The sequence below is a fragment of the Lysinibacillus contaminans genome (genome assembly GCF_001278945.1).
Classification (GTDB): domain Bacteria; phylum Bacillota; class Bacilli; order Bacillales_A; family Planococcaceae; genus Lysinibacillus; species Lysinibacillus contaminans.
In genome coordinates, this window is the sequence record NZ_LGRV01000003.1 from 1,777,682 (window position 1) to 1,801,993 (window position 24,312).

Sequence of the window (24,312 nt, forward strand, 5' to 3'; positions counted from 1 at the left end):
ACCGACTGACTAGTCAGTTTTTAATTCTTCAATATAATTGAGAGGAGCAATTTAAAGATGAAACTCATGAATGGGATGGAGTATGTTGAGAGTTTAAGAGCGTATCACCCTGATATACAGGTGAAGGGGAAAAAGGTAACCAGTGTTGCGGATGAGCCATTATTTAAACCAGGAATTAACGCAGTTGCCGTCACGTATGAACTAGCGCATATGGAGAAACACAAAGATATCATGCTCGCAACTTTGCCAGATGGCACGAAAATCAATCGTATGAATGCACTTGATTTTAGCAAAGACGATTTGTTAAAAAAGCTTGAGGCAACACGCTTAATCTGTAAATGGACGGGGTGCGGACAGCGTTATCTTATGCATGATGCCCTGGGTGCTTTAGCTGAAATTACAGCGATGATGGATGCTGAAAAGAACACCGATCATTTTTCCGTATTAAAGGGGTATCTCGACCATGTTCAAAAACATGATTTAACCTGTGGTGCGGCTGTGACAGACCCAAAAGGTGATCGCAGCAAACGACCTCACCAACAAGAGAATCCAGATTTATATGTACGTGTTGTGGAAAAAAATCAGAAAGGTATTGTCGTGCGCGGGGCCAAAGCGAACATCACAGGCGCACCCTATATGCATGAATTGATCGTGCTGCCAACCCGTGCCATGCAACAAGAAGATGTGGATTATGCCGTATCTTTTGCAGTACGTGTGGATGCACCAGGCCTTCGAATGATTGCGAAGCCAGCAGGTAGACCGGATGACGCAGAAGCTCCTTTTAGCTCCAATTACGGCCAATCAACCGCCCTTGTGATTTTTAATGATGTCTTCATTCCATGGGATAAAGTGTTCTTATGTGGTGAATGGGAATACACAGGTAAATTAGCAGAAGCCTTTGCCAACCATCATCGTCAATCCTGTATTGGCGCGCGTGCTGGACTTGGCGATATGATTATTGGTGCCTCTGCCTTGATGTCCGAGTATAACGGTGCTCCTCATAACGAAGTCAGTCACATCCGTAGAAGCATGGCCGAACTCATTCGCATTACAGAAGGCTTTTTTGCAACAGGGGTAGCCGCAGCGGTTTATGGTCATCAAACCGTGGCGGGCAACTATGTACCGAACGCAGTTCAATCTAATATCGGGAAATGGATGCTAGCAGAGCAAATTTATGATATTTTTAGAATCGCACATGAGATTAGTGGTGGCATCGTCGTAACGGCACCAACAGCAGAAGATATGGCGCTACCAGAGTCGGGTGAATTAATTAACCATTACTTAGGCGGTAAGCACGGTGTCACAGCAAATGAACGTATCCAAATGGCACGCTTTATTGAAGATTTAACAGCCTCTAAAGAAGGTGGCTTCTATTCTGTCATAAGTCTTCATGGCGGTGGTTCACCAGAGGCTATGCGTATGTCAACCGTTCGTAATTATGATTTTGAAAGTCAAAAGGAGCATATCCTTCATAAGCTGAAGTGTTTTGCTAAAATTGAAGGCACGTGTAAAGAGTGTGTTACATGTTTAAATGACGAGCTCAGTGAACAGGAATGTTAGCTAGAAATCGTTATTGAGAGAAAATGTCACGCTAAGGGAAGAACAGATGGTATTTTGGCTAAGGGAAACTGGCGCAAAAGGCGTAAGGTAAATTCAAAATTTACCTTACGCCTTTTCATACTGATGTTGCGTGACTAAACCAATAAGAGTTGATGCACATGATTTAAATTCATATACATCATCCCTATTTACATAAGATTCATAACTTAAAAAATACGCGCCCCCAGTTCATATTAAACGACTACCAATGAATTCCGGCTTGAAACTCTATAAAGCTATTAAAGTAAGCAGTAGCATTACTGTAAATGAGTTTTAACAATTTCTAACTTATAACAATAACTTATAACTCCGGGCTATAACTGTGTTATGAGTTATTGTTATAGATCTTTGTTATAAGTCGCATGCTCTTCCTTAAATATTTTCACTTCAGCAAAAATCTATAAAACCACCCTGTCATAACATATTGAGATTGCCTTTTTTATGAAGTTAAATATTTCAGTGCTCTTTAGCATATTCACTGTGAATAAATTCCTCAGTACATCATGCTTTTAATCCATCAATAAACGCTTCGATTTCTTGCTGAGTTTTGCGATCCTTACTCACAAATCGGCCAACTTCTTTACCTTTTGCATATGCAAGAAAGCTTGGAATACCATATACATCTAACTCGATACACAGATCGATGAATTGATCGCGATCAATTTTAACAAAATGATAATCGGCATACTTTTCTTCTATTGCCGGTAATATAGGATCAATGACACGACAATCTACACACCAATCTGCTGAAAAAACAAATATCGTATGCTCACCTTTTTTTAGTTCTTCAAATTGCTCAATCGATTGTAAATTTTCCATTTAAAAATCTCCTTCATATCTGTTTTTTTTTCTAATAATACCATATTACAAAAAAATGATATTTATTATTTCACGAATTTACAAACGAAATAGATGCAACATTCTAACAAACAAGTTCAAATTCTTTGTAAACAAGTAAGAATAGTTTTATTCTTACTTGAAAGAGTTGTCATTTAGTTGAGTAAAATAATACATTGGAAGTGATTAGATGAAAAACAAATTGTATAATTCAATACTAGAATTGGTTGGAAATACACCAGTTGTTCGCTTAAATCGTCTTATAGATGAAACGTATTCAGAAGTACTCGTTAAATTGGAGTATTTTAATCCAAGTGGTAGCGTAAAAGATCGTGCAGCCTACTCTTTAATACAAGAAGCTGAGCGTCAAGGATTCATCGGAAAAGGTGCTACGATTATTGAGCCCACTAGTGGTAATACAGGTATAGGGCTAGCAATGAATGCGGCCGCTAAAGGATATAAAGCGATATTTGTTATGCCTGATAATATGACGCAAGAACGAATATCCTTATTAAAGGCTTATGGTGCTCAAGTTATTTTAACACCCGCTGTCGAAAAAATGTCGGGAGCTGTAAAAAAAGCGCTTGAATTACATAATCAAATAGAAAACAGTTTTGTTCCGCAACAATTCGAAAATCCAGCCAATCCAGCAATTCATCGAATAACAACTGCGCCAGAAATTCTTAAACAAACAGAGGGACGATTAGATGTCTTTGTTGCTACTGCTGGAACAGGCGGTACAATTACTGGAACTGGTGAGGTATTGAAAGAAGCATTACCTAATCTAGAAGTGATTGTTGTTGAGCCAAAGGGTTCCCCGGTCCTCTCAGGCGGACAACCGGGCCAACATAAACTCGTAGGCACAAGTCCAGGATTCATTCCCTCTATTTTAAATACGGATGTTTATGATGAAATTGTACAAGTATCAGATGAAAATGCATTGCAAACAACACGTGATTTAGCGAGATTAGAAGGGATTTTAGTGGGGCCTTCTTCAGGGGCAGCCGTATGGACAGCGATTCAAAAAGCTCGCGAGTTAGGTCCTGGCAAACGGGTTCTTTGCATTGCTCCTGATAGCGGTGAGCGTTACTTAAGTATGGACGGGTTGTTTGGCGTTTCTAAATAAGTTAGGGCGTTTTTATGAAAATTATCAATCACTCAAGGTTTGCGTGGCGCCGAATGTTACGTTCTTGAGTGCACATACCATTCAAAAAGTGAGTGTTCTAACAATCATTTTTCTGGCTATAAACACCGAATCGAAGCAATGGATTGCCACCTGCCCAATTATTTCAAGGCTTATTTGCTAATTTCACTGTGTGAAGTTTGAGTTAAGTATTCTTGTTCTAGGAATGCTATCTACAACACAAAATTTGTTTTGAAACAGATGAATCACTTAGCGAACTCATATTATCAACAATAATTGAAGATGATAAGTAACAACAATATTTAGTGAGATTAATCGAAAGACTCTTTTAAATTTGGTCGCTTTAGTTAAATCCTATGTAACAATAACCTTTGAGAAAACAGCTTGTATTTTTGTCATTATTTTCACTAATGACTGATGTTCAATTTAAAAATCCTGCATGAAAATACCCTCCACTATTCCACCAGTCGTCATAGAGCAGCACGCTCATTTTCACTAGTGGTAAGTGAAGGGTTTTTATCATCAAAATTTATCTATATGGAAGCATTTAATGCAATCTTCATGCCTTTTTCAAATACTCCTCTCGCATCTCTTGTGGCACCATACTCCCACCTGTTGCCCAAATAAGATGTGTCGCATGTTCCATTTTGTCCGCTAAGTTATGCTTTTCCAAATAACTTTGACCATTTTTCATCAATTGAATAGGCCCGAACATACCCGCATGTGCAGATGGCTCTAAAAATAGTCCCTCTGACTCCATAGCTAATCCTAGTGAAGTGAATAATTCCTCATCTTTCACTGTATAACATCCGCTAATGTACGTTTCCATAACTTTCCCAACGAATTTAGAAGCGCGACCTACTGCTAGACCATCTGCTTCCGTTTTATTATCTAAGCCGATATCTTCTACGCTAATTTCATCATGCAAATCTGTCATCAGCCCAATCGTCATACAAGGAGATGCCACTGGTTCGGCAAAGAAAATATGGACGTGTTCGCCGAAAATTTCACGTAAACCATACGCTACCCCACCAGGTCCCCCACCAACGCCACATGGTAAATAAACGAACAATGGATGCGCTTCATCGACTAGAATGTTCGCCTTTTCAAATTGAACTTTTAAACGCTTTGCTGCCACTGCATAACCCGAAAATAAGTCTTTAGAGTTCTCATCATCAATAAAATGGCACATCGGATCTTGTTCAGCTTCCTTACGACCATTTTCAACAGCTACACTATAATCAGCTTCATATTCAATAACCGTTGCACCTTTTTCACGAAGCAGTGCTTTTTTCCATTCCTTCGCGTCACTCGACATATGTACAACGACATTAAAGCCGAGTTTCTTGCCCATAATGCCGATACTTAAGCCTAAATTCCCTGTAGAACCTACGGCAATCGTATACTGTTGGAAGAACGCACGTAACTTTTCCGTTGCTAAAACAGCATAATCATCCTCTTTTTTGAGCAAACTATTTGCAATGGCAAGACGTTCCGCATGCTTGAGCACTTCATAAATGCCGCCTCGTGCTTTAATAGAGCCTGAGATTGGTAATGCGTAATCGCATTTCAAGATGAATTGGCCAGCAATCGATGTCCCAAACTCTTTTTCAAGTGCCACTTTCATATTTGGTATCGCTTGAATAGATGATTCTATAAAACCGTCACTTTCTTCAAGTTCTGGAAATGCTACTTTTAAATAGGAAGAAAAGCGTTTAAGCGTTTCTTCCGCATCATCTACTTCTTCCATCGAAAAGAGATCAGTTTTCGCCTTTTTCATCCATTTTGTATTTTCCCAAAAGATAGTATCTTTATTTGTTATTTTTTTCAGCATCGGATGTAGCTTAAATAGTTCGTGTTTTAGTTCATTTTCCATCTGTTGATTCCTCCATTTTTTGCGCTAAAATAGCTCGTTCACAAATTTGTCGAAAATTCAATTCGAACGCAATATTGTTTTCTTGTGTTCGTTTTTTCGGACCTTTCGTACGTCCACCTGCACGCCGTATTTTCTGTCCAACATGTCTCATATCGAGCAAACGTTCGATGTTTTCATGTGTCATTTCCCGCCCATTTTGATCGATTGGATACCCTCCACGCGCCAAAACCATGGCAGCTAAACCATAATCCTGTGTAATGACAATATCGTGTTTTGAAAGCGCGTTCACTAGCGTGAAATCAACCGAATCTGGACCCTTCGGAACCATAATTGTTATTACATTATCACGTTCAATACGGTGTGATGTATCGCAAAACAAGATCGTTTCAATCTCAAACTCAGATGATACAGATAGCGACAAATCCACGACTGGACAGGCATCAGCGTCTATTAATACCTTCACAATAAAGCATCATTCCTTTCTCATAATTAGATCAATCACACATCCACATATTATATCATTATAATAATTTCCATGCTCCTCTTGCTCAATTTTTCACAAACTTTCGGTCTTTGGAAAAAGTATTTTATTGAATAGTAAGAAAAATAGATATACGATACACCTATCAAACATTTGGAGGTTTTCATTATGACAACAACAACTGTAAGCAACGAGCAATTAGCAAAAGAATACGTAGATGGCGTATTTGAACAACTGAAAAAACAAAATAGTCACCAAGCAGAATTTTTACAAGCTGCTGAAGAAATCTTCCTTTCACTAGTGCCTGTGTTCGTACAACATCCTGAATATATTAAAGCAAATATCCTTTCACGTATCGTTGAGCCAGACCGCATTATTTCTTTCCGTGTAGCATGGCAAGATGATCAAAATCAAGTACAAGTAAATCGTGGATACCGCGTACAGTATAGCAATGTAATGGGTCCTTACAAAGGTGGTCTACGTTTCCATCCTACAGTAAACGAATCAATCATTAAATTCCTAGGTTTCGAACAAATTTTCAAAAACGCTTTAACTGGCCAACCAATTGGTGGTGGTAAAGGTGGTTCTAACTTCGATCCGAAAGGCAAATCAGATGCAGAAATCATGCGTTTCTGTCAAGCGTTCATGACTGAATTATACAGCTATCTAGGTCCAGATGTCGATGTTCCTGCTGGCGACATCGGTGTTGGGGCACGTGAAATTGGCTATCTTTGGGGACAATATAAACGTTTAACAAAAGCACATGAAGCTGGTGTATTAACAGGTAAAAAACCTGTTTATGGTGGTTCATTAGCTCGTAAAGAAGCGACAGGCTACGGTACTGTATACTTCGTAAATGAAATGTTAAAAGACGCAAATGACTCATTCGAAGGCAAAACAGTGGTTGTATCTGGCTCTGGTAACGTATCAACTTACGCTATCGAAAAGGCACAACAATACGGTGCAAAAGTTGTAGCATGTTCGGATTCTTCAGGCTATATCTACGACGCTGAAGGTTTAGACCTTGATGCGATTAAAGAAATCAAAGAAGTTAAAGGCGATCGCATTTCTACTTACTTAAACTATCGTCCAAATGCTTCTTTCACTGAAGGTTGCACAGGAATCTGGACAATTCCATGTGATATCGCACTTCCATGTGCTACACAAAATGAAATCGATGGCGATTCTGCTCGTACTTTACTCGCTAACGGCGTTAAAGCAATCGGTGAAGGTGCAAACATGCCATCTGACCTTGAAGCAATCAACGAATTCTTAGATGCTGGCATATTATTTGGTCCTGGTAAAGCTGCTAATGCTGGTGGTGTAGCAGTATCTGCTCTTGAAATGGCGCAAAATTCAAGCCGTGTATATTGGACATTCGAAGAAGTAGACGCTAAATTAAACCAAATTATGAAAAACATTTATTCTGAAAGCAAAGCTGCTGCTGACAAATATGGCTACCCGGGTAACCTTGTGGTTGGTGCTAACATCGCTGGCTTTGTAAAAGTTGCAAATGGTATGCTATCTGAAGGCGTATATTAAAATCCCCTTTATAGAATAGATTTCTTAATTCCACTTAGATGATGGCGAACATTCGTCATCATCTTCAATTTTGCTATTTTTTATAGAAAAAAACGTTATATATTCGTTAAAAACGAACATTTTAGTTATTAATTATTTTAAACATTCGTGTTATAATACTGATGTATTTCGAAATATTGGAGGGTTAATTGTGGAATTATTGTATACAGGTAAAACGAAAGATGTATTTAAATTAGAAGATGGACATTACTTATTAAAATTCAAAGATGATGTTACTGGTGAAAACGGCGTTTTTGACCCAGGTGCTAATACTGTTGGCTTAACAATCGACGGCGCTGGACTTGCAGGTCTTCGTTTAACTTCTTATTTCTACTCAAAACTAAATGAACAAGGGGTTCCAACTCACTACGTAGATGCAAACTTCGACGACGCTACAATGACTGTCAAACCCGCTACTGTATTCGGTAAAGGTTTAGAAGTAATTTGCCGTTTCAAAGCAGTAGGTTCTTTCCTACGTCGCTACGGTGCTTACGTACAAGAAGGTCAAGCATTGGATTCTTTCGTTGAAGTTACAATTAAAGATGACGAACGCCTAGACCCCCCTATTTCTGAAGATGCTTTAGCCATGTTAAACTTACTTACTCATGAAGAATATGCAATCTTAAAACAACGTACGATCGAAATTTCTAAATTCGTAGGCGCTGAACTAGCGAAAAAAGGTTTAACACTATACGATATTAAGTTAGAATTTGGCCGCGATGCAAAAACAAACGAAATTTTATTAATCGATGAAATTTCTGGTGGTAACATGCGCGCTTACAAAGGTGACGAGTACATAGAGCCTTTAGAACTTGAAAAAATCATGCTTGCTGACTAAAATAAGCTGAAAAGAGCCAATTAATATGGCTCTTTTTTATTTTTGAAACTTTATAAATTTCATACGTTATAATGATTATACGCATCATGGTCTTATTTTATTTTATGGAGGTTTTTTATTGGACAATTTTAGTGATCTGCATCAAAAAGATGAACAGCAGACAGTTAAACTAAATCCGTTTACATCGGTTTGGTTACACCCAAAGAAAACTGCTCGTTACATGATTGATGTAAAATCAATAGGTTATGTAATTCTTATCTTATCAATCAGCAACATTGGGGTATTATTATCTAATGTCATGGAAATCGGTTTACCTGTTTGGTTAATCATTCTATTATGTATTTTTCTTGCACCGATTGCTGGTTTATTCGGTTCTGCTATTTTCACATGTGCTACATGGCTGTTCGGTAAGCTTTTCAAAGGAACCGCTACATTCTCTGAATTATTTAAGGCGTTGAGTTTAACTGCTATTCCATATATTGCACTGATTCCTTTTTATTTAATTTGGCTGTATGTTTCTCCAGAATCCTTACTAATTGCCGACTATATAGGGCCAACACCGTGGATTTTCTGGCTAACTACACTAGCGACGATTATAATCAGTATTTGGTCCTTTGTAATTACAGTAGCTGCAGTAGCTGAAGCTCATCAAATTTCAAATTGGAAAGCATTCTTCACAGTATTTATCCCTTCTATTTTACTAGTTGTTTTCATTACTATTATTGTTGTTTTATTCATGATTATTACATTAATTAGTATTGGTATGTTATAAAAAAACTCCCCTCTCAATATGAACTGCACCTCCAATTGTTAGATTGTGTCTAACAATTGGGGTGCAGTTCACAATAAGGGGAGTTTTTTATTTGACTCTAAATTTTATGCTCCACATCAAGCATGTTATTGGCTACTCGCTTTCTTGTCGATGAAAGATATTAAACCGAAACAGATGTTGTTTGTTGGAATAGCTCTGATACGCCAGACTCAACCGCCGCACCACTAACTGCACGTGAAACAATTTCTACAACGCGTTCATCAAATGATTTTGGCACGATGAATTCTTCTGATAATTCCTCATCGCTTACTAGTGATGCAATTGCCTCAACAGCAGCCAATTTCATCGCTTCATTAATATCAGTAGCACGTACATCAAGTGCTCCGCGGAAAATACCTGGGAAAGCAAGCACATTATTAATTTGGTTTGGATAATCAGAACGTCCTGTACCCATAATACGTACGCCCCATGCCTTCGCATTTTCATACGTAATTTCAGGGTTTGGATTTGCTAGAGCAAAAACAATAGGGTCTTCATTCATGGACTCAATATGTGCTTGTGTCAATAAATTTGCGACAGAAACACCGATAAAGACATCAGCTCCTACTAAAGCATCTTCAAGTGTACCGTGTTGTTTTTCTGGATTCGTTAAATGCGCGACTGCTTCTTTAATCGGGTTCATGCCTTCTGCACGGCCTTCATAAATGATGCCTTTTGTATCGCACATATAAATGTTTTTATAACCCATTTGCACAAGAATTCGTAAAATCGCAATACCAGCAGCACCCGCACCGTTAATAACAATTTTCATCGTTTCAATATCTTTTTTCACGATACGATTTGCATTAATCATCCCCGCACCTACCACGATTGCCGTGCCGTGCTGGTCATCATGGAATACAGGAATATCACATTCTTGGCGCAGGCGATCTTCGATTTCAAAGCAACGTGGAGCAGAAATATCTTCTAAGTTGATCGCACCAAACGTAGGGGCAAGCGCCTTCACAATGCTGACGATTTCATCTGTACTTTTTGTATCTAAACAAATTGGAAATGCATCAACATTGGCAAAGCGCTTTAATAAAATCGCTTTTCCTTCCATAACTGGTAGTGCTGCTTTTGGCCCAATATCCCCTAAACCTAAAACTGCTGTACCGTCCGAAACAATTGCCACCATATTGCCCTTCATCGTGTAGTCATACACAAGGGATGGGTTTTTTTCAATTTCCACACACGGTGCTGCTACTCCAGGTGAATAGGCTAAACTCAAATCATATGCATCCTGTACAGGCACCTTCGAAATAACCTCTAACTTCCCATTATAATATGCATGCATATCTAACGCCTTTTTCATAATGTCCATTCAATCCCATCCTTTTCCTGTGAAATTTACTTTCGTGTTTATATTTTAGAATCATAATACTTTGTGAAAACATAGTCAACAAAAAATCCGTTTAAATCGTATTATTTGTTAATTTCCACACATTTATTCTCTAAAATCCACATTTTATCTTGTGTTACGAATTTCACAATGTATTATATTGAAATAATGTTTTATTGTATACTATTTTTGTGAAATGTACAAATAGAGCCAAAAATGCTGTTCACCTTTTCACATAGTATTTTTTCCCGATAAATGAGAAGAATTTCACAAACTTTTGTAAGCGTATCCATTGTCAAATCTGACTCCGTCACATTTTCTACATATTTTTTCACAAAGTTTTTTATTATACAAGCAAAAAAAGAGCCCTTAGCGTAAGGACTCTTTCGAAAAATGTTTTATAAATGCAGAAATGATATGATTCGACGACCATTGTTCTCCTGAGACTTTTGTAATCGGGTAATCACGAGGGAATATGCTTTTTGCGATTTCCTTCATTGAATAACCTTGATCGTAAAGGTTGCGAACATTCCCTTCCAATTCCTCTAAATACGTAATTTTTTCAATGATTTTCGCACGGCCGTCTGCTAAAAAGCCTGCATGACAGCAATATACCGTTTCAAAATCATAGTTTAATAGATGCTTTAATGACGCCAGGGTATGTACGATATTTTCTTCATCCATCACGACCTTTGTTTTCGTTTGCACATATAAATCGCCTGTAAACATCGCACCAGTTGAACGGTTATAAAAAGCTACATGATCCGTCGTATGACCTGGCGTCGCAATGACATCCCACGTCGCCTGATTGGTTTGTAGCGTGTCCCCTAGTGGCTTGGCAACAAACGCTGGGCGCTCACCCCAAAGAACCTTACGATAAAATGGAAACTCCCCGTCCTTCGCACTAACATCTACTGAATCCCGATTAATATAGATCGGCACATCTTTATGTTGCTGAATCCAGCCAGCATTTCCAGCATGATCTTCATGCCCATGTGTCAACGCTACTTGCTGAATATCAACCTCGTTAAAAAATGATTGAAACTCCTGTGCAAGCGAGCTAGATCCTGTGTCAATCAGTAATCCATCAACATAAAAACTATATACACTCATCGCGATTCCCTGAACGGCAACCTTCCCCTGTACCCACTGCACATCTTGATTTCTGTCGATAACTACGCTTTTTTCTAGCTTATACATCATTTCTCCCCCTTTTCCCCTTTAACAAAGAGTTTACCATAAAATGAATAGCCAGTCATTTTATGAATACGTCACAAAATGCATCGTTGATTTAATATCTTTTTTTAGGAGGCGAAGGTGGAGCAGTAGCCTTGCATTGATCCCAAAAAGTAATACAGCACCAATAAATAATAATAAAACCTGTGTATCATATTTTAGATTCATTAAAAATGTCCAGCTTATCATTACTACAAGGGCACTCCACAAATATTTTTTCATAATACGCGCAGTCGGGCCTATAGTCTTTTGCTCTTCTTCTATGATTTGTAAAATTTTTAAAAATTCAAAGATGATGAGTATATCGATTGCCGCCGTCATAATCAGTAACCAATAATGTGAAAACAAACCGTCAGACAATAAATTAACCAACAGTACGCCAAATCCAATCCTAATGTAAATCTTTGCATGCGTTACACCATCATAATAAGATAAGCTTTTTATGAAGGCTACGTACATCAATAAATGTTGAACAAAATTGGCACCTTGAAATACATCAAGATAGAAGAGCTTTAAAAAAAGAGCAAATGTTAGCCATTTCAATAATTTTAACTGCCGTTGCTTTTTCTCATACTCCATCATGTCGCAATAGCTCCTCTCGTAATTTTGTTACCCCCATGTCCGCCTTGCCATAAATCCTAATTGGAAACAAACCATTTGGACCACGGACACCAACCATAGTATTTACATCAATCGGTGCTTTGTCGCCTGTGAAATAAAGTGTTACCTGTTGTCCCTTTTTAACGACTATTGGAAAATCTGATTTCAAATAAGTCACTTTATCAACAACCATTTTCTCAAAAGCCAAACTACCTTCAAGCATTTTAGGTATATACACTTCATCTAACACGACATCTCTCTCCATGACACCCGTCCTACCCATGTTCCCTTCAATATTACTTTCAGGCATATAAGTATCCTCTTTGAGAATCGGACCATAGTGGAAATCGAAATCAATTTGTAGCGTCGTTGGTAGTTTTTCGCCATCATCTAACACAAGAAACACCTCATCACTGTCAATCAGTACTTGCATTTCCTCGGTATTCCCTTGAAAAAAAGCCGAACGGATTAGTTGATAACTCCCTTCATCTGATGTATCGGTTGGGTAATAAAAAACATCTTCTTTCTGCAGTTCATCTCGATGTAACGCCTGTAATGTTAGCTCACCTGCTTGTAAATATCTAACCGAGCGATGGTCATTTTTATTAATGATATAGCGAATTTCTAGAGCATGTGCGACATTGCCGCCGAAAAAATCATGCACAAGTGGTACAGTAACGGGCTTTGTTAATTGATTTTGCAGAAATAAAGCACTATTACCAAGCATTAACACCAACATGACACACGAAGCAATGCCGAACTTCTGATGCATCCCCTTTTTTATGGCGCGTCGTATGACAATAATGCTAACTACCATAAGTACAATCGCAATAAGCCAATAAAACTGAGGTGAGAACGGGCTTTTCCCCATAAAATCGCTCGCCTGCTGTTGTTGTTCTTCCCTTTCACCAACACTTAGTGCGATAAAGCCTATAGCTGCAAACGTAACGACCATCGCCACCACCTTTGGCAACCAGTTACGAGGCTTCCGTTGCTCTTTTTGCGCCTGCTGAATCCCTTGTAAACTCCGTTGATGAAGGTTTTCTGGGATTTTAATATCATCCAATTGTCTTTTGAAGTCACTCATTCCTGCACCTCCTGTTCTAGAGCTTGCCTAAGTTTTCTAAGCGCACGGTATAAAATCGTTTTCGTTGTCCCAAGTCTTAATTGCAAAATCGTAGCCGTTTGCTGAAGTGTATAATCATGATAAAACCTCAGTAAAATAACGTCCTTTTCTTCTTTCGTGAGCTTCGTCATGACATCCTCAAGCACCCATTTATCAGATAGCTCTCCATAAGGCTCTTCGCTTTCCTCAAAATCATTCTCATATGACAGGATATGTCCACGCTTTGTCAACACATCTGTTGCACAATTTATCGTAATACGCATAAGCCAAGTTTTTATGTAAGTTGACCCTTGTAAGGAATGTATATATTTAAAGCTACGGTACGCAACCTCCTGCACAACATCGAGCGCATCCGCTTCATTGCCGACGTACACATACGCCATTTTATAAAGATCCACTTCAAATTGTGAAAAAAGCTGAGCGAAGGCTTCCGCATCTCCACCTTGTGCATGTTTGATGAGTTTTTCTAGCAAGAAACCACCTCCCTTTCCTATTAGACCGTAAAATATTGAATTTAGCTCTTCATTTTTAGGATTTTTTCAGCGCATGCTAGTTATCCGTTTAATCTCAATTTTATCTGTCTAAATCCAAGTGTTATCCGTCTATTTTTACCTTTTATCCGTCTACACCTAATAAACGCGAAAAACGCCCACCAAAGTGAGCGTTCCAATCAAAACTATTCATTCGTTCCAGTTTCTACCTCATACTGCGTAATCCAATCGCTAAAGCTACCTACATATAATTGAATATTATCATAGCCTTCATCCGCTAACACCGCATATAAAGGTGAAGCTGTAACACCACTGCCACAATACACGACAACATGCTCATCCTTCGCAACTTTCGCACGCAAGGCTTCACTCGCATGTAGCGTGCCGTCTGCCTTCAACTGCTCCCAGTCAAAGTTTTTCGCCGTCGGAATATGCCCAGCTACTTTATCTAGCGGCTCCACTTCACCACGGTAACGAGCCGCTGCACGTGCATCTAGCAACGTCGCTGCCACTTCTCCGTCAGCGATTGCTTTGACCGCTTCACGTGGTGCATACAGCTGTTCCTGCCATGCAAAATCAACTGTACTCGGTTCATAGACAGTCTGTTCGCTCGTAAAGTCTACTACTTTTTCTAACGCTCCTGCCCCACCATTTAAAATATACACGTTCGGAAAGCCTGCGTATTTTAACATCCACCAAGCACGCGGTGCAAACGGCGCTGCCCCTTGGTCGTACACAACAATCGTATCTTCATATGTTAAACCAGATTTCTCAAATAGCGAAGCCAATTGCTCTTTACTTGGCATCGGGTGACGTCCATTGCCACTCGTCATGTCCGATAAATCTTTCTCTAAATCGAAATACACAGCTCCAGGTGCATGCCCCTTCGCAAATGCTTGCGGACCTGCAGCTTTATCTTGTAAGTCGAAACGTGCATCGATAAAGCGAACTTGATCTACTTGTATTTCCTCAACCGTTTTAAATACTTTTCCCATTGGTTTCACCTCATGCATATTGTAATTGTGCGTAAATTGATTTCCACGTTGCTAAGCGACTTTCTTCTTGTAGCACAAGTCGTTCTGTCTCAATTTGCTCTAGTGCTTGTTGTAAAATATAGATGCGTAATTTCTCTGCTTCCTCTTGAATAAAGGCATTTGCCCACGTCATGAGTGAAGCTTTTTGTACATCTAAATAGTTTTGTGCATCTGGCTTCGTCAGTGCCTCAAGTGCTTCACTTAATTTTACTTTTTCATTTTTCTCAAAGAAAGCCTTTTGATTGCGGAAGTGTGATTTGACACTTGCGTATTTCGTACTTTCTGCAAATGGCCCTTCAAAGTTTAGTAAATCTGACTCGGATGGCTCAAATCCTAAAAATGAGAAGCTGCGATTATATTCTTTTAGCTCACGTACTTCATCTTTAAAACGCATCTGCATTTTCTTGCCGATAAACTGCGATAGGCGGAAATTCGTTACGCGCATTTCCTGTGTAAAGTCAAAGTGTAAACTTTGAAGCACTTCTTTCAAAGCATGCTCCAGTGCTTGTTGGGCAGGCATTGCCGCAAAGGTAGATGGATTATAGCCTTCTTTAAAGAATTCTGGATAGCGGTAATACACACGTTGCAATACATAGTAAAGTAGCTCATCTAGTTCTTGCTTCGTTTCACTTTCCATCATACCTGTATTGAGTGCGCTAAACTTCGACTTCACATGCTTTTCGAGTGTTTCCAGTTCCGCTAATCGTTCGTCTTTACGTTTTAAGTTTTCTTCCGTCTGTGCGATTAAGTCGCCTAAACGTTGCTCCGTTTTGTCGACTTCCTCTGCAAGAGCTTGCACTGCTAATGCACTTAATTCTTCATTTAAGAACGTATAGAAGGCATCTTCGAATGGTGGCATGCCAGATGCAAAATCAGCACCCTCTACTTTTTCTTTTAATGCCATTAAGCTCGACACGCCGTGCAGACGTGGGAAACGAATACCGAAACGTTGTAACTCAGAACGCACGTAGCCTTTGACATCTTCTTGTTCTTCCTCTGTTGTCGCTAAATCAATTGCATTAACAACAAAGAACATTTTATCAAGTTCAAATGCATCTTTCACACGACCAAGCTGGATTAAAAACTCACGGTCTGCCTTAGCAAATGCATGATTATAATACGTAATAAATAGAATTGCATCGGCATTACGGATATATTCAAAAGCCACTCCTGTATGACGCGCATTAATCGAGTCTGCCCCTGGTGTGTCTACTAGCGTCACTCCCATTCTTGTTAATGGGCTATCATAATAGAAGTCTATATTATCAACGAAGCATGATTTGTTTTCCTGTGCGACAAACTTTTCAAATTCCTCGCGCTCAACACGCAGTATTTCACCAAGTTCTGATTTAAATGTCGGGTAGCCTTCCTTATAAGCACGAATAAATGATTTATGGACATTTAATCGTTCATCTGTCAGTTGCACCGCAAGTCCTTCATCTGCACGCTTAAATGCTTCTTCTAATGAAGAAACCGACAAACCAATCGCCGCATAAGACCCTTTAATATCTTCTAGCATTTGGGCTTCTGTTTTCAACAATACATCCGCCGTTTCATGTGGATGATTTGGTGTCACTGGACGGATTTTATTGATTGCTGCTGTAGTTGGATTTGGTGATACAGGTAAGACCTGTGCCCCCATTAATGCATTTGAAAAAGAGGATTTCCCCGCACTAAACGCACCAAATAAAGCAATCGTGAAATCTTTTTTCTGCAGTCGCTCCACTTTACTTTCCAGATAACGTGCCACTTCCGCAAAGCCTTGCACATCCTTCACCGCATGTGCCGTATGGAGTGCGCGTTTGATGACACCGTCAACCGGTAAGCTAGTCACACTAACTGCTTGTTGCACTTCTTCCTCTTGTACTGCAACTTCTTTTAGCTTTAACATGGACTCATCAAATACACGAATTTCTGCTAGTGCTTGCTCAAACGCTTTCTCCCACACTACTAATTGTGTATTCGCTTCTTTACGAATTTCATTACTAGCTTGGTGCATAACGCCAGCACTGTGTTTTTGGTAACCTTCAATTTCTAGTACAGCATTAATGGCATCTACTTTTGCTTGCATACTTGCCATTTTCAGCTTTGATGGTGCAGATGTTTCGGTTGCAACTGCTTCAAGAGTTGCCGCCTGTGCATCTTTCCACGCATCCGTATTTTGAATATAATAACGTCTCGTCGCTTCTGCCACACGGTTTGCAAAGTTTAGGACAGCATCCCCAGTAAGAATAGCCCCTGTTTGAATTTGATCTTCTATTATTGAAAATGGCAAATCAAACGCATGTGCATCAACTGCTGCTGCTCGTTCGTCACTTAACGCCCCAACATCCTTTAACACTTTTTTCATGAGTGCTTTTAAATGTCCTGAAATTTGTGCGTGAACAACCGTTTGATACGTGCTATAGGCATCTTCTTTTCGACGATTGCGCTCTTCCTCCGTCTTTTTCTTGGCAGAAAATAAACCGCCCACTTTAAAGCCATCCTGTTTACTTTCTAAATATAAACGTAATTTATCGCGTAAATCGGCTGGCATAATGGCTGCATTGGCAAGAAGCCCCTTACGCTCATCTTCAAACGTTTCATTCCATGCCTCAATCGAAAATAGCTCGACTTGACGACTTAGCTTATTGTATTGCTCTAAAATATCGGTATGATGTGCCCAATCATCCGCACTTAACATATCTTCATCAATATCAAGACGGTCCTGTCTTTCTTCACTTAAATACGTGTCATGCTCACTTTGAAGTAAACGCAGTGTATTGGTTGCTGTTAAAACAAGCTGATCTTGCCAGTCATCCATACTGTCCATAACAATTTTCTTCACTGTGTCAAAATCATTATGTGGATGGTCTAATTCTCGTAGTGATGTAAAGAATATGCCTTTTGGCTCAACACCCCACGCTGCAAATGAGTTATGCACAGTTCCCTTAAATTCTTCAAAGCTTAGTTCATTATCCTTATGCTTATCAATCATATTGACGATTAAATAAACATTCGGATTATATTTCATTAGTTGTTTTGTAAATTGGAAGTTCAGTTCTGATTGCACATGATTGTAGTCCATCGTATAAAACACGACATCCGCAATATGAAGTGCTGATTCCGTGGACATACGGTGCGCATCGTCTGTTGAGTCAACCCCTGGTGTATCCATTACCGTAACACCAAGTGGCAACGTTGAAGCACTATGACCAATTTCAATTTGCGATACTAAATCCCCATTTTTACTTAACTCTTTAACAGTTTTAAAGTCATAGCCCGCTTCAAACTTAACTGGTTTTTCATTATGCATGTAAACGATTGCAAAATCCTCTTCAGATTTATGGACTTTTACAATGTTCGCACTTGTTGGAATTGGACTAGATGCCAGTAAATTTTCGCCCGACAATGCATTAATCATGCTCGACTTACCGGCAGAGAAATGGCCTGCAAAACCAATGACGTACTCTTTTTGCTGTAATTTACGTGCAAACAGTGAGGTCTTCTCCATCCGCTCCGTATCCCCGTTGTGCTGATAAATTATGTATTGTAATGAAGCTTGCTTTAAAAGCCCCTCCAACTGCTGATCAAATTCATTCATAAAACAGTAACCCCTTTACCTATTTATTATTCATAATTAGTATTCTACCATGATTTATGAATTGTCAGACTTAAATTTGAACATTTTTTGACGAAAAATACTTAATTGCTCAAAAAAAAAGCATACCTAGAAAACTAGATATGCTTGGCTATTTATTTTAAATGGGCAGTCGCTTGATTCATGACATATTTCCCCACCCCAATATAGATTACTACTGTTGCTCCGATGAATAAAAATGCCATTATTGACCGCTCCTTTTAATGAACTTGAAAATCATTCTCAATAACTATCTTAATAATTTCTCGATGTTTCGTCAAGACATACTTTCATCTTACCCATTTGACATGGTAAGATATAGAAAAGTCGGGAAAAGGATGTGGTAATTATGAGTAATTCGAAGCACTTCCAAACCATATTAAACGGTACTATTCATGCATTAAAATCGATACTACCTATGGACATCCAAGTGAAAGCACCCAGTATTGTCTCAGAACCTTTTGAACAACAAGAAATGGGCGTATTGATTGGGCTCATTGGTGATTTGAAAGGTCGAGTGATTATTGATTCTTCCCCTGAAACTTTCGGTGGAATAGGAAACACAATGTTCGGCATGCCTTTAGAAGGTGAAATGCTTGAATCATTTACAGGTGAGTTCGGAAATATGATTGCCGGTAATTTATGTACAGCTGTTGGACAAGAGAACTTAGAAATAGATATTACGCCACCAACAGTTATGGTCGGGAACACAAAGTTATACGGCTTTGACAAAGCTTTTGCCCTCCCTGTAGATATTCCAGGCGTTGGACCATTAACTGTCCTCCTAACAATTGAAGAAGAATAGGAAATCGTAAATTCTTCTGCCTTCACGAAAGCAAAGTGAAAGCTATACAAATCTATTTATACACGTTACATACTACGGATGTGGGTTGTGCCAAAAGTGATTTTGATCACTTTTGGCACAACCCTTTTCCACTTTTTTCTGTCCATAATCATAGCTTAGAGTTGATTTTTGTTCCGGCTGGGCGCTTTCCAGGGGCCGCCCATGAGCCGCTTCACTCTCTCCCAGCCTTCAATCAACCTCTATATAAGCAATTGTCATCCCCTCCTTTTGGCGAAAAAATTTTTAGGAATTTTCACAGTTTTTTCACACAATCTCTCTTGATGTGTGACTTTTTTCACATCAAAAGATAGGGAATTTTTATATGATGTCATTAAGAAAGTCCATTTTGTAATCGTAGGAGGGAGCAAGGATGGCAAACAAAAAGAAATCCGAAGATAATCTTAAAGGAACATTCTATGCGGTAATGGGAGTCGGTATTTTTGTAATTTTAGTTTGGGTTTACTGCTTTAATTTATTCATTGATCGTTTCTAAAGCGCTGCATAGCGGCTAAGGCAGTTACGTCGAGACGTCACTAAATTTACAACAGAAGGGACAGAGAGATATGCATATACATAAATACGAGAAGTACTTTCTTGTGTTTGGAGTAGGTACGTTAGTAGCTTTCCTCATTATTCTCGGTATTGGTGCATTCCATCAAGGTTCACACCCTAACAGTGGAAAGAAAACACTAGATTATGAAAAAGTAAAAGAAATTGCACCATTTGACAATCCAGGTGTTCATAAAGTGGAAGGAAAAGATTGGGACTATGAGGTTGTTATTTTAGCTTCTGCTTTCTACTATAACCCTCCTGAAATAGAAGTTCCACTTGGCGCAAAAGTAAAATTTATTGCAACGAGTGAAGATGTTATTCATGGTTTCGAAATCGCTGGGACAAACATTAATATGATGCTTGAGCCAGGATATGTATCTGAATATGTTGCTGAAATCAATCAAGCAGGTGAATTTTTAATTGTATGTAACGAGTACTGCGGTACAGGACATACACTTATGCACTCTATGCTAAAGGTGGTGGATCCTAATGAGTCTTAATAAATTGACAACAGTGGATCGCCGTGATGCGAAGTTAGCACTTGCCCATATTTATGTGGCATTTATCGCATTATTACTAGGTGGTCTGGCTGGTTTATTACAAGTATTCGTACGTACAGGACAATTTACATTACCAGCGGGCATTGGTTATTATCAAGTTCTAACGGTTCACGGTGTCTTACTCGGCCTTATTTTAACAACATTTTTCATTTTCGGCTTCCAAATTGCTAGTGTTAGCCGTACTTCTGGAACGTTTTCAGATTTACAACGTCGTCTTGGCTGGATTGGTTTCTGGTTAATGACAATCGGTACTACGGCTGCTGCAGTAATGGTTTTATTAAACAAAGCAACTGTATTATATACGTTCTATGCCCCTCTTCAAGCACACTGGATTTTCTACTTAGGCTTAACTTTAGTCGTTGTAGGTTCTTGGGTTGGTGGTGCAGGTCAGGTTTTACGCTATGTTCAATGGCGTAAAGAGAATAAAGGTAGTAAAGAACCTTCTCCTCTTCTAAGCTTCATGGTCGTAATTAACAACTTAATGTGGTTAGTAGCTACTTTAGGGGTTGCAGTTTCTGTCTTATTCCAACTTCTACCTTGGTCACTTGGCTTGATCGAACGTGTTGATGTGTTATTATCGCGGACATTATTCTGGTATTTCGGTCACGCATTAGTATACTTCTGGTTATTACCAGCTTATATGGTTTGGTATGTTATTATTCCAAAAGTAATCGGTGGGAAAATTTTCTCTGATTCATTAGCAAGACTTTCATTTATTCTATTTTTACTTTTCTCTGTACCGGTTGGTTTACATCACCAATTAACAGAGCCTGGTATCGACGGAACATGGAAATTTATTCAAGTTATTTTAACGATGGCAGTAGTTGTTCCATCCTTAATGACTGCCTTCTCGATGTTTGCAATGTTTGAATTACGTGGGCGTGAGCTTGGCGGTAAAGGTATTTTTGGCTGGATCAGAAAATTACCTTGGAATGATTCACGCTTCTTCGTACCATTCATTGGTATGCTAGCATTCATCCCTGGTGGCGCAGGCGGTATTGTCAACGCATCTTACCAAATGAACCAATTAGTGCATAATACAATTTGGGTACCTGGGCACTTCCACTTAACCTTTGCAAGTGCAGTTGTGTTAACATATTTCGGTGCAGCATTCTGGTTAATTCCGCATTTAACGGGTCGCAAGCTTACAAAATCGATAAACAATCTTGCTAATATTTCAGGTATTTTATGGGCAATTGGTATGACGATTATGTCTGCTGCGATGCATATCGCAGGTTTACTTGGTGCACCTCGTCGCTCGGATTACTCTGAATATGGCGGTGCTCAGCAAGCTTACGATTGGATTCCTTATCAAATCGCGCAAGCAGTTGGTGGAACTATCCTTTTCATTGCTATTTTAGTCATTATGTATGTTGTCGTAAAATTAATCTGGTTCGCTCCTAAAGGCGAAGAAGAGTTCCCAGTTGGCGATGTACATGAAAGCAGTGGACCAACACCTCCATTATTAGAAAACTTTAAATTGTGGCTTGTTATTTTAGTAGCATTAATTTTATTTGCTTATACAGTTCCACTAATCGATATTATTTCGAATGCTCCACCTGGTGTAAAAGGCTATAAGCTTTGGTAATACGCCCATCCCCTCCTTTTTTGGAGGGGATTTTTCTTTACAAAAAAAGTGATTTTGCAAATTATCGCAAAATCACTTTTTTTATTACTTCATTTCAGGTGCTACTGCTAAAATGTTTTCGAATGCTGCACGTTGCTTCGCTTCATCTTCATTTAACAGAATATGAATGTCCCCATGGTCATTTGATGTACGAATTAGACGTCCCATGCCCTGCTGTAGACGCAGTTGCATAAATGGTAATTCCACTTCCTCAAAAGGATCCTCAGCAAAAGAACGTTTTGCATCAAATAATGGATCATGTGGTGGGAAAGGTAAATCAAAAATAATAACGCGTGTTAGAGCCTCTTCCGGCAAGTCTAAGCCCTCCCATAAATGGTATGAGCATAATGTTTTTACAGTACCTTCTTGGAAATCGCGGACAATGGATGATAGTTCACGATCACCTTCAAAGGCTACATACATGCGCTCCATTATTGGTAATCCCGCTTTAAAATCTAACATCGCTTGTTTTGATTTAAATAAGATTAACGTTTTCTCGCCGTCTTTTAACAACTGTTGTACACGCGCTGTTTTTTGTTGTTGTGACAACTCATGCAAGTAAATTCTCATTACTTCTTCATAATCAAATGGTGATGGCACTGAGAATGATTGGTATTCACGAATTCCTAAGCTATAGGCAATATACGAGAAATCCTTATTAACTGATAGTGTTGCGGAAGAGAATACGATTGGTAGTTTTTTCGAGAATAACTTTTCCTCTAGTACTTCAGTAATAAGTCGTGGCATTATAACAAGCGTTTCTTCGCCGTCCGTTTCCTCAAGCCAGTCTACTGCATCACCTTGTGCAGTGAAAATACGTAGCGAAGCCTCATATTGCTCTAAATATTCCTCTGTCATATTGAGCTCGTATTCGGGAATCATATACATTTCTGATTCAAAGACCAATTCTTCAAGTAATGTTTCCACATCGGCAATTAGTTGCTTACCATATTTCATTAATGAGGCAGACTTCTTAATACGTTTACGGTCTTCACCAGATTGTACAACATCATCTCGTAGCTGATCGAAAAATAGCTCGTGATCGTCCTGTAATTTTTCCATAGCATACAATGTACGTTCACGAACGCCATCGACCATCAATTGTTCTAATAACTGTACGATTGTCGTTGCCTGTACTTTATATGTCATAGCTCTTTGCGCTGCATATTCTAGTAAATGGCCTTCATCCAATACCATCATTGATACTTCTGGTAAAAGTGCCAGTTGGCCTTCGCGTTCACGTGATTCTTTTGTTGCTAGATGCTCCATTAAGAAATCTTGTGAACAAATAATCAAATCCGTTGATTTACGATAATGTGCGCGGTGTAATGTTTGACCACAACGATTACGTAAATCACATACTGAACACTGCATAATTGAATTGTAATTAACTTTTTGCCAATCCTCATCGCTCACAGACGGATAATCACTGCGGTCTCCGTATGGTTGCACTGCGATCATTGAACCTTGAGCGTACACACCATCAGGAATTGAAAACGAAATATCGTCAATCCACTCATCTGTTTCCACTTTTTCTGCTTCTTCAAAACGCTTTAAGCAAAGATACTGGTCACGTGATTTCGCTAAACGAACATCAATGTCAAGACCGAGTGTTTTTTGTAATTTATAAATATCGCCGCCCTCTTTTACAAGCTGATCGATTAACGTTTCATCAGCGCAAGCAATGAGTGCTGGCTTTCCTGTATAACGTGCATACGATACAGCCGGCAGTAAATAGGCAATCGTTTTTCCTGTTCCCACACCCGCTTCCGCAAATAGAACATTCTTCTCTTTTAAAGCTTGCTCAATTTGATAGGCCATGAAAATTTGTTCATCGCGACATTCAAATCCTTTTTCTGGTAGTTCATCATATAAAACGTCGCCCATCCAATTTCCTAATGATTCGAAAAACGACATTTCTTTTGATAATGCAAATGGTAAAGATTTTCGCAAGTTAACGTTCCCCCTCTTACAATCATTCCTATTATACGCGACGAAACGGAAGGTAAGAAACATCTCACCTTCCGTACCCGACTAATTTTTTATTTTATTTAATTCGCCATGATTTTGGGTTGATTTTCGTTCCGGCTGGGCGCTTCCCGGGAGGCGTCCGA

At 39.1% G+C, this 24,312-nt stretch carries 20 protein-coding genes; 9 read left to right on the forward strand and 11 right to left on the reverse strand.

Annotation, left to right across the window (positions count from 1 at the left end; genetic code table 11):
• The first annotated feature begins 57 nt into the window (after window positions 1-57).
• Entirely contained in the window at window positions 58-1,560 is a 1,503-nt protein-coding gene (locus AEA09_RS10885) for a 4-hydroxyphenylacetate 3-hydroxylase family protein (RefSeq protein WP_053583858.1), read from the forward strand.
• A 540-nt stretch (window positions 1,561-2,100) separates the two neighbouring features.
• Here AEA09_RS10885 and AEA09_RS10890 read toward each other — a convergent pair.
• Window positions 2,101-2,418, reverse strand: a complete 318-nt coding sequence (locus AEA09_RS10890; RefSeq protein WP_053583859.1) for a thioredoxin family protein — start codon at window positions 2,416-2,418, stop codon at window positions 2,101-2,103.
• A 208-nt stretch (window positions 2,419-2,626) separates the two neighbouring features.
• On the opposite strand from AEA09_RS10890, the gene cysK reads away from it, so the two are divergent.
• Window positions 2,627-3,562, forward strand: a complete 936-nt coding sequence (gene cysK, locus AEA09_RS10895; protein ID WP_053583860.1) for a cysteine synthase A — start codon at window positions 2,627-2,629, stop codon at window positions 3,560-3,562.
• A gap of 577 nt (window positions 3,563-4,139) precedes the next feature.
• Here the strand turns inward: cysK and AEA09_RS10900 are convergent.
• Together AEA09_RS10900 and AEA09_RS10905 are read right to left on the reverse strand one after the other, a co-directional pair.
• On the reverse strand, window positions 4,140-5,456 hold the full coding sequence (locus tag AEA09_RS10900) for a D-serine ammonia-lyase (RefSeq protein WP_053583861.1): 1,317 nt from the start codon (window positions 5,454-5,456) through the stop codon (window positions 4,140-4,142).
• Window positions 5,446-5,919 carry a YaiI/YqxD family protein gene (locus AEA09_RS10905; protein WP_053583862.1) on the reverse strand — a complete coding sequence of 158 codons (474 nt, stop codon included), beginning with the start codon at window positions 5,917-5,919 and terminating at the stop codon, window positions 5,446-5,448. The genes AEA09_RS10900 and AEA09_RS10905 overlap by 11 nt, the downstream gene beginning before the upstream one ends.
• A 186-nt stretch (window positions 5,920-6,105) precedes the next feature.
• On the opposite strand from AEA09_RS10905, the gene gdhA reads away from it, so the two are divergent.
• From gdhA to AEA09_RS10920, 3 genes are all read left to right on the forward strand, one after another.
• Window positions 6,106-7,479 (forward strand): NADP-specific glutamate dehydrogenase, encoded by a 1,374-nt coding sequence (gene gdhA / locus AEA09_RS10910; RefSeq protein WP_053583863.1) that lies wholly within the window; start codon window positions 6,106-6,108, stop codon window positions 7,477-7,479.
• 190 nt (window positions 7,480-7,669) lie between these two features.
• On the forward strand, window positions 7,670-8,356 hold the full coding sequence (locus AEA09_RS10915; RefSeq protein WP_053583864.1) for a phosphoribosylaminoimidazolesuccinocarboxamide synthase: 687 nt from the start codon (window positions 7,670-7,672) through the stop codon (window positions 8,354-8,356).
• Window positions 8,357-8,474: 118 nt separating this feature from the next.
• A complete protein-coding gene (locus tag AEA09_RS10920) occupies window positions 8,475-9,128 on the forward strand; it encodes a YIP1 family protein (protein ID WP_053583865.1) in 654 nt (217 codons plus the stop codon).
• Window positions 9,129-9,288: 160 nt separating this feature from the next.
• Here AEA09_RS10920 and AEA09_RS10925 read toward each other — a convergent pair whose 3' ends face one another.
• The 7 genes from AEA09_RS10925 to AEA09_RS10955 all read right to left on the reverse strand — a co-directional run bounded on the left by AEA09_RS10925 (window position 9,289) and on the right by AEA09_RS10955 (window position 18,579).
• Entirely contained in the window at window positions 9,289-10,491 is a 1,203-nt protein-coding gene (locus AEA09_RS10925; protein ID WP_053583866.1) for an NAD(P)-dependent malic enzyme, read from the reverse strand.
• Window positions 10,492-10,878: 387 nt separating this feature from the next.
• Window positions 10,879-11,712, reverse strand: coding sequence for an MBL fold metallo-hydrolase (locus tag AEA09_RS10930; RefSeq protein WP_245622829.1), 834 nt, complete (start codon window positions 11,710-11,712; stop codon window positions 10,879-10,881).
• Between the two features lie 57 nt (window positions 11,713-11,769).
• Entirely contained in the window at window positions 11,770-12,327 is a 558-nt protein-coding gene (locus AEA09_RS10935; RefSeq protein ID WP_053583868.1) for a hypothetical protein, read from the reverse strand.
• On the reverse strand, window positions 12,314-13,432 hold the full coding sequence (locus tag AEA09_RS10940; RefSeq protein WP_053583869.1) for a DUF1206 domain-containing protein: 1,119 nt from the start codon (window positions 13,430-13,432) through the stop codon (window positions 12,314-12,316). Before AEA09_RS10940 ends, AEA09_RS10935 begins: the two co-directional genes overlap by 14 nt.
• Window positions 13,429-13,944 (reverse strand): RNA polymerase sigma factor, encoded by a 516-nt coding sequence (locus tag AEA09_RS10945; protein WP_053583870.1) that lies wholly within the window; start codon window positions 13,942-13,944, stop codon window positions 13,429-13,431. Before AEA09_RS10945 ends, AEA09_RS10940 begins: the two co-directional genes overlap by 4 nt.
• 203 nt (window positions 13,945-14,147) lie before the next feature.
• The gene (locus AEA09_RS10950; protein WP_053583871.1) at window positions 14,148-14,957 is read right to left on the reverse strand and encodes a sulfurtransferase; all 810 of its coding nucleotides are present in this window, start codon (window positions 14,955-14,957) and stop codon (window positions 14,148-14,150) included.
• 10 nt (window positions 14,958-14,967) lie between these two features.
• Window positions 14,968-18,579: a dynamin family protein gene (locus tag AEA09_RS10955; protein ID WP_053583872.1), complete on the reverse strand. Its 3,612-nt coding sequence runs from the start codon at window positions 18,577-18,579 to the stop codon at window positions 14,968-14,970.
• 385 nt (window positions 18,580-18,964) lie between these two features.
• On the opposite strand from AEA09_RS10955, the gene AEA09_RS10960 reads away from it, so the two are divergent.
• From AEA09_RS10960 to AEA09_RS10970, 4 genes are all read left to right on the forward strand, one after another.
• Entirely contained in the window at window positions 18,965-19,420 is a 456-nt protein-coding gene (locus tag AEA09_RS10960; RefSeq protein WP_053583873.1) for a chemotaxis protein CheX, read from the forward strand.
• 409 nt (window positions 19,421-19,829) lie between these two features.
• Window positions 19,830-19,952 (forward strand): hypothetical protein, encoded by a 123-nt coding sequence (locus tag AEA09_RS20495; protein WP_281176721.1) that lies wholly within the window; start codon window positions 19,830-19,832, stop codon window positions 19,950-19,952.
• A 70-nt stretch (window positions 19,953-20,022) separates the two neighbouring features.
• Window positions 20,023-20,511, forward strand: coding sequence for a cupredoxin domain-containing protein (locus AEA09_RS10965; protein ID WP_053583874.1), 489 nt, complete (start codon window positions 20,023-20,025; stop codon window positions 20,509-20,511).
• Window positions 20,501-22,159 carry a b(o/a)3-type cytochrome-c oxidase subunit 1 gene (locus tag AEA09_RS10970; RefSeq protein WP_053583875.1) on the forward strand — a complete coding sequence of 553 codons (1,659 nt, stop codon included), beginning with the start codon at window positions 20,501-20,503 and terminating at the stop codon, window positions 22,157-22,159. The genes AEA09_RS10965 and AEA09_RS10970 overlap by 11 nt, the downstream gene beginning before the upstream one ends.
• Before the next feature lie 84 nt (window positions 22,160-22,243).
• On the opposite strand, the gene AEA09_RS10975 is transcribed toward AEA09_RS10970, so the two are convergent.
• Window positions 22,244-24,151 carry an ATP-dependent DNA helicase gene (locus tag AEA09_RS10975; protein ID WP_053583876.1) on the reverse strand — a complete coding sequence of 636 codons (1,908 nt, stop codon included), beginning with the start codon at window positions 24,149-24,151 and terminating at the stop codon, window positions 22,244-22,246.
• Window positions 24,152-24,312 lie beyond the last annotated feature (161 nt).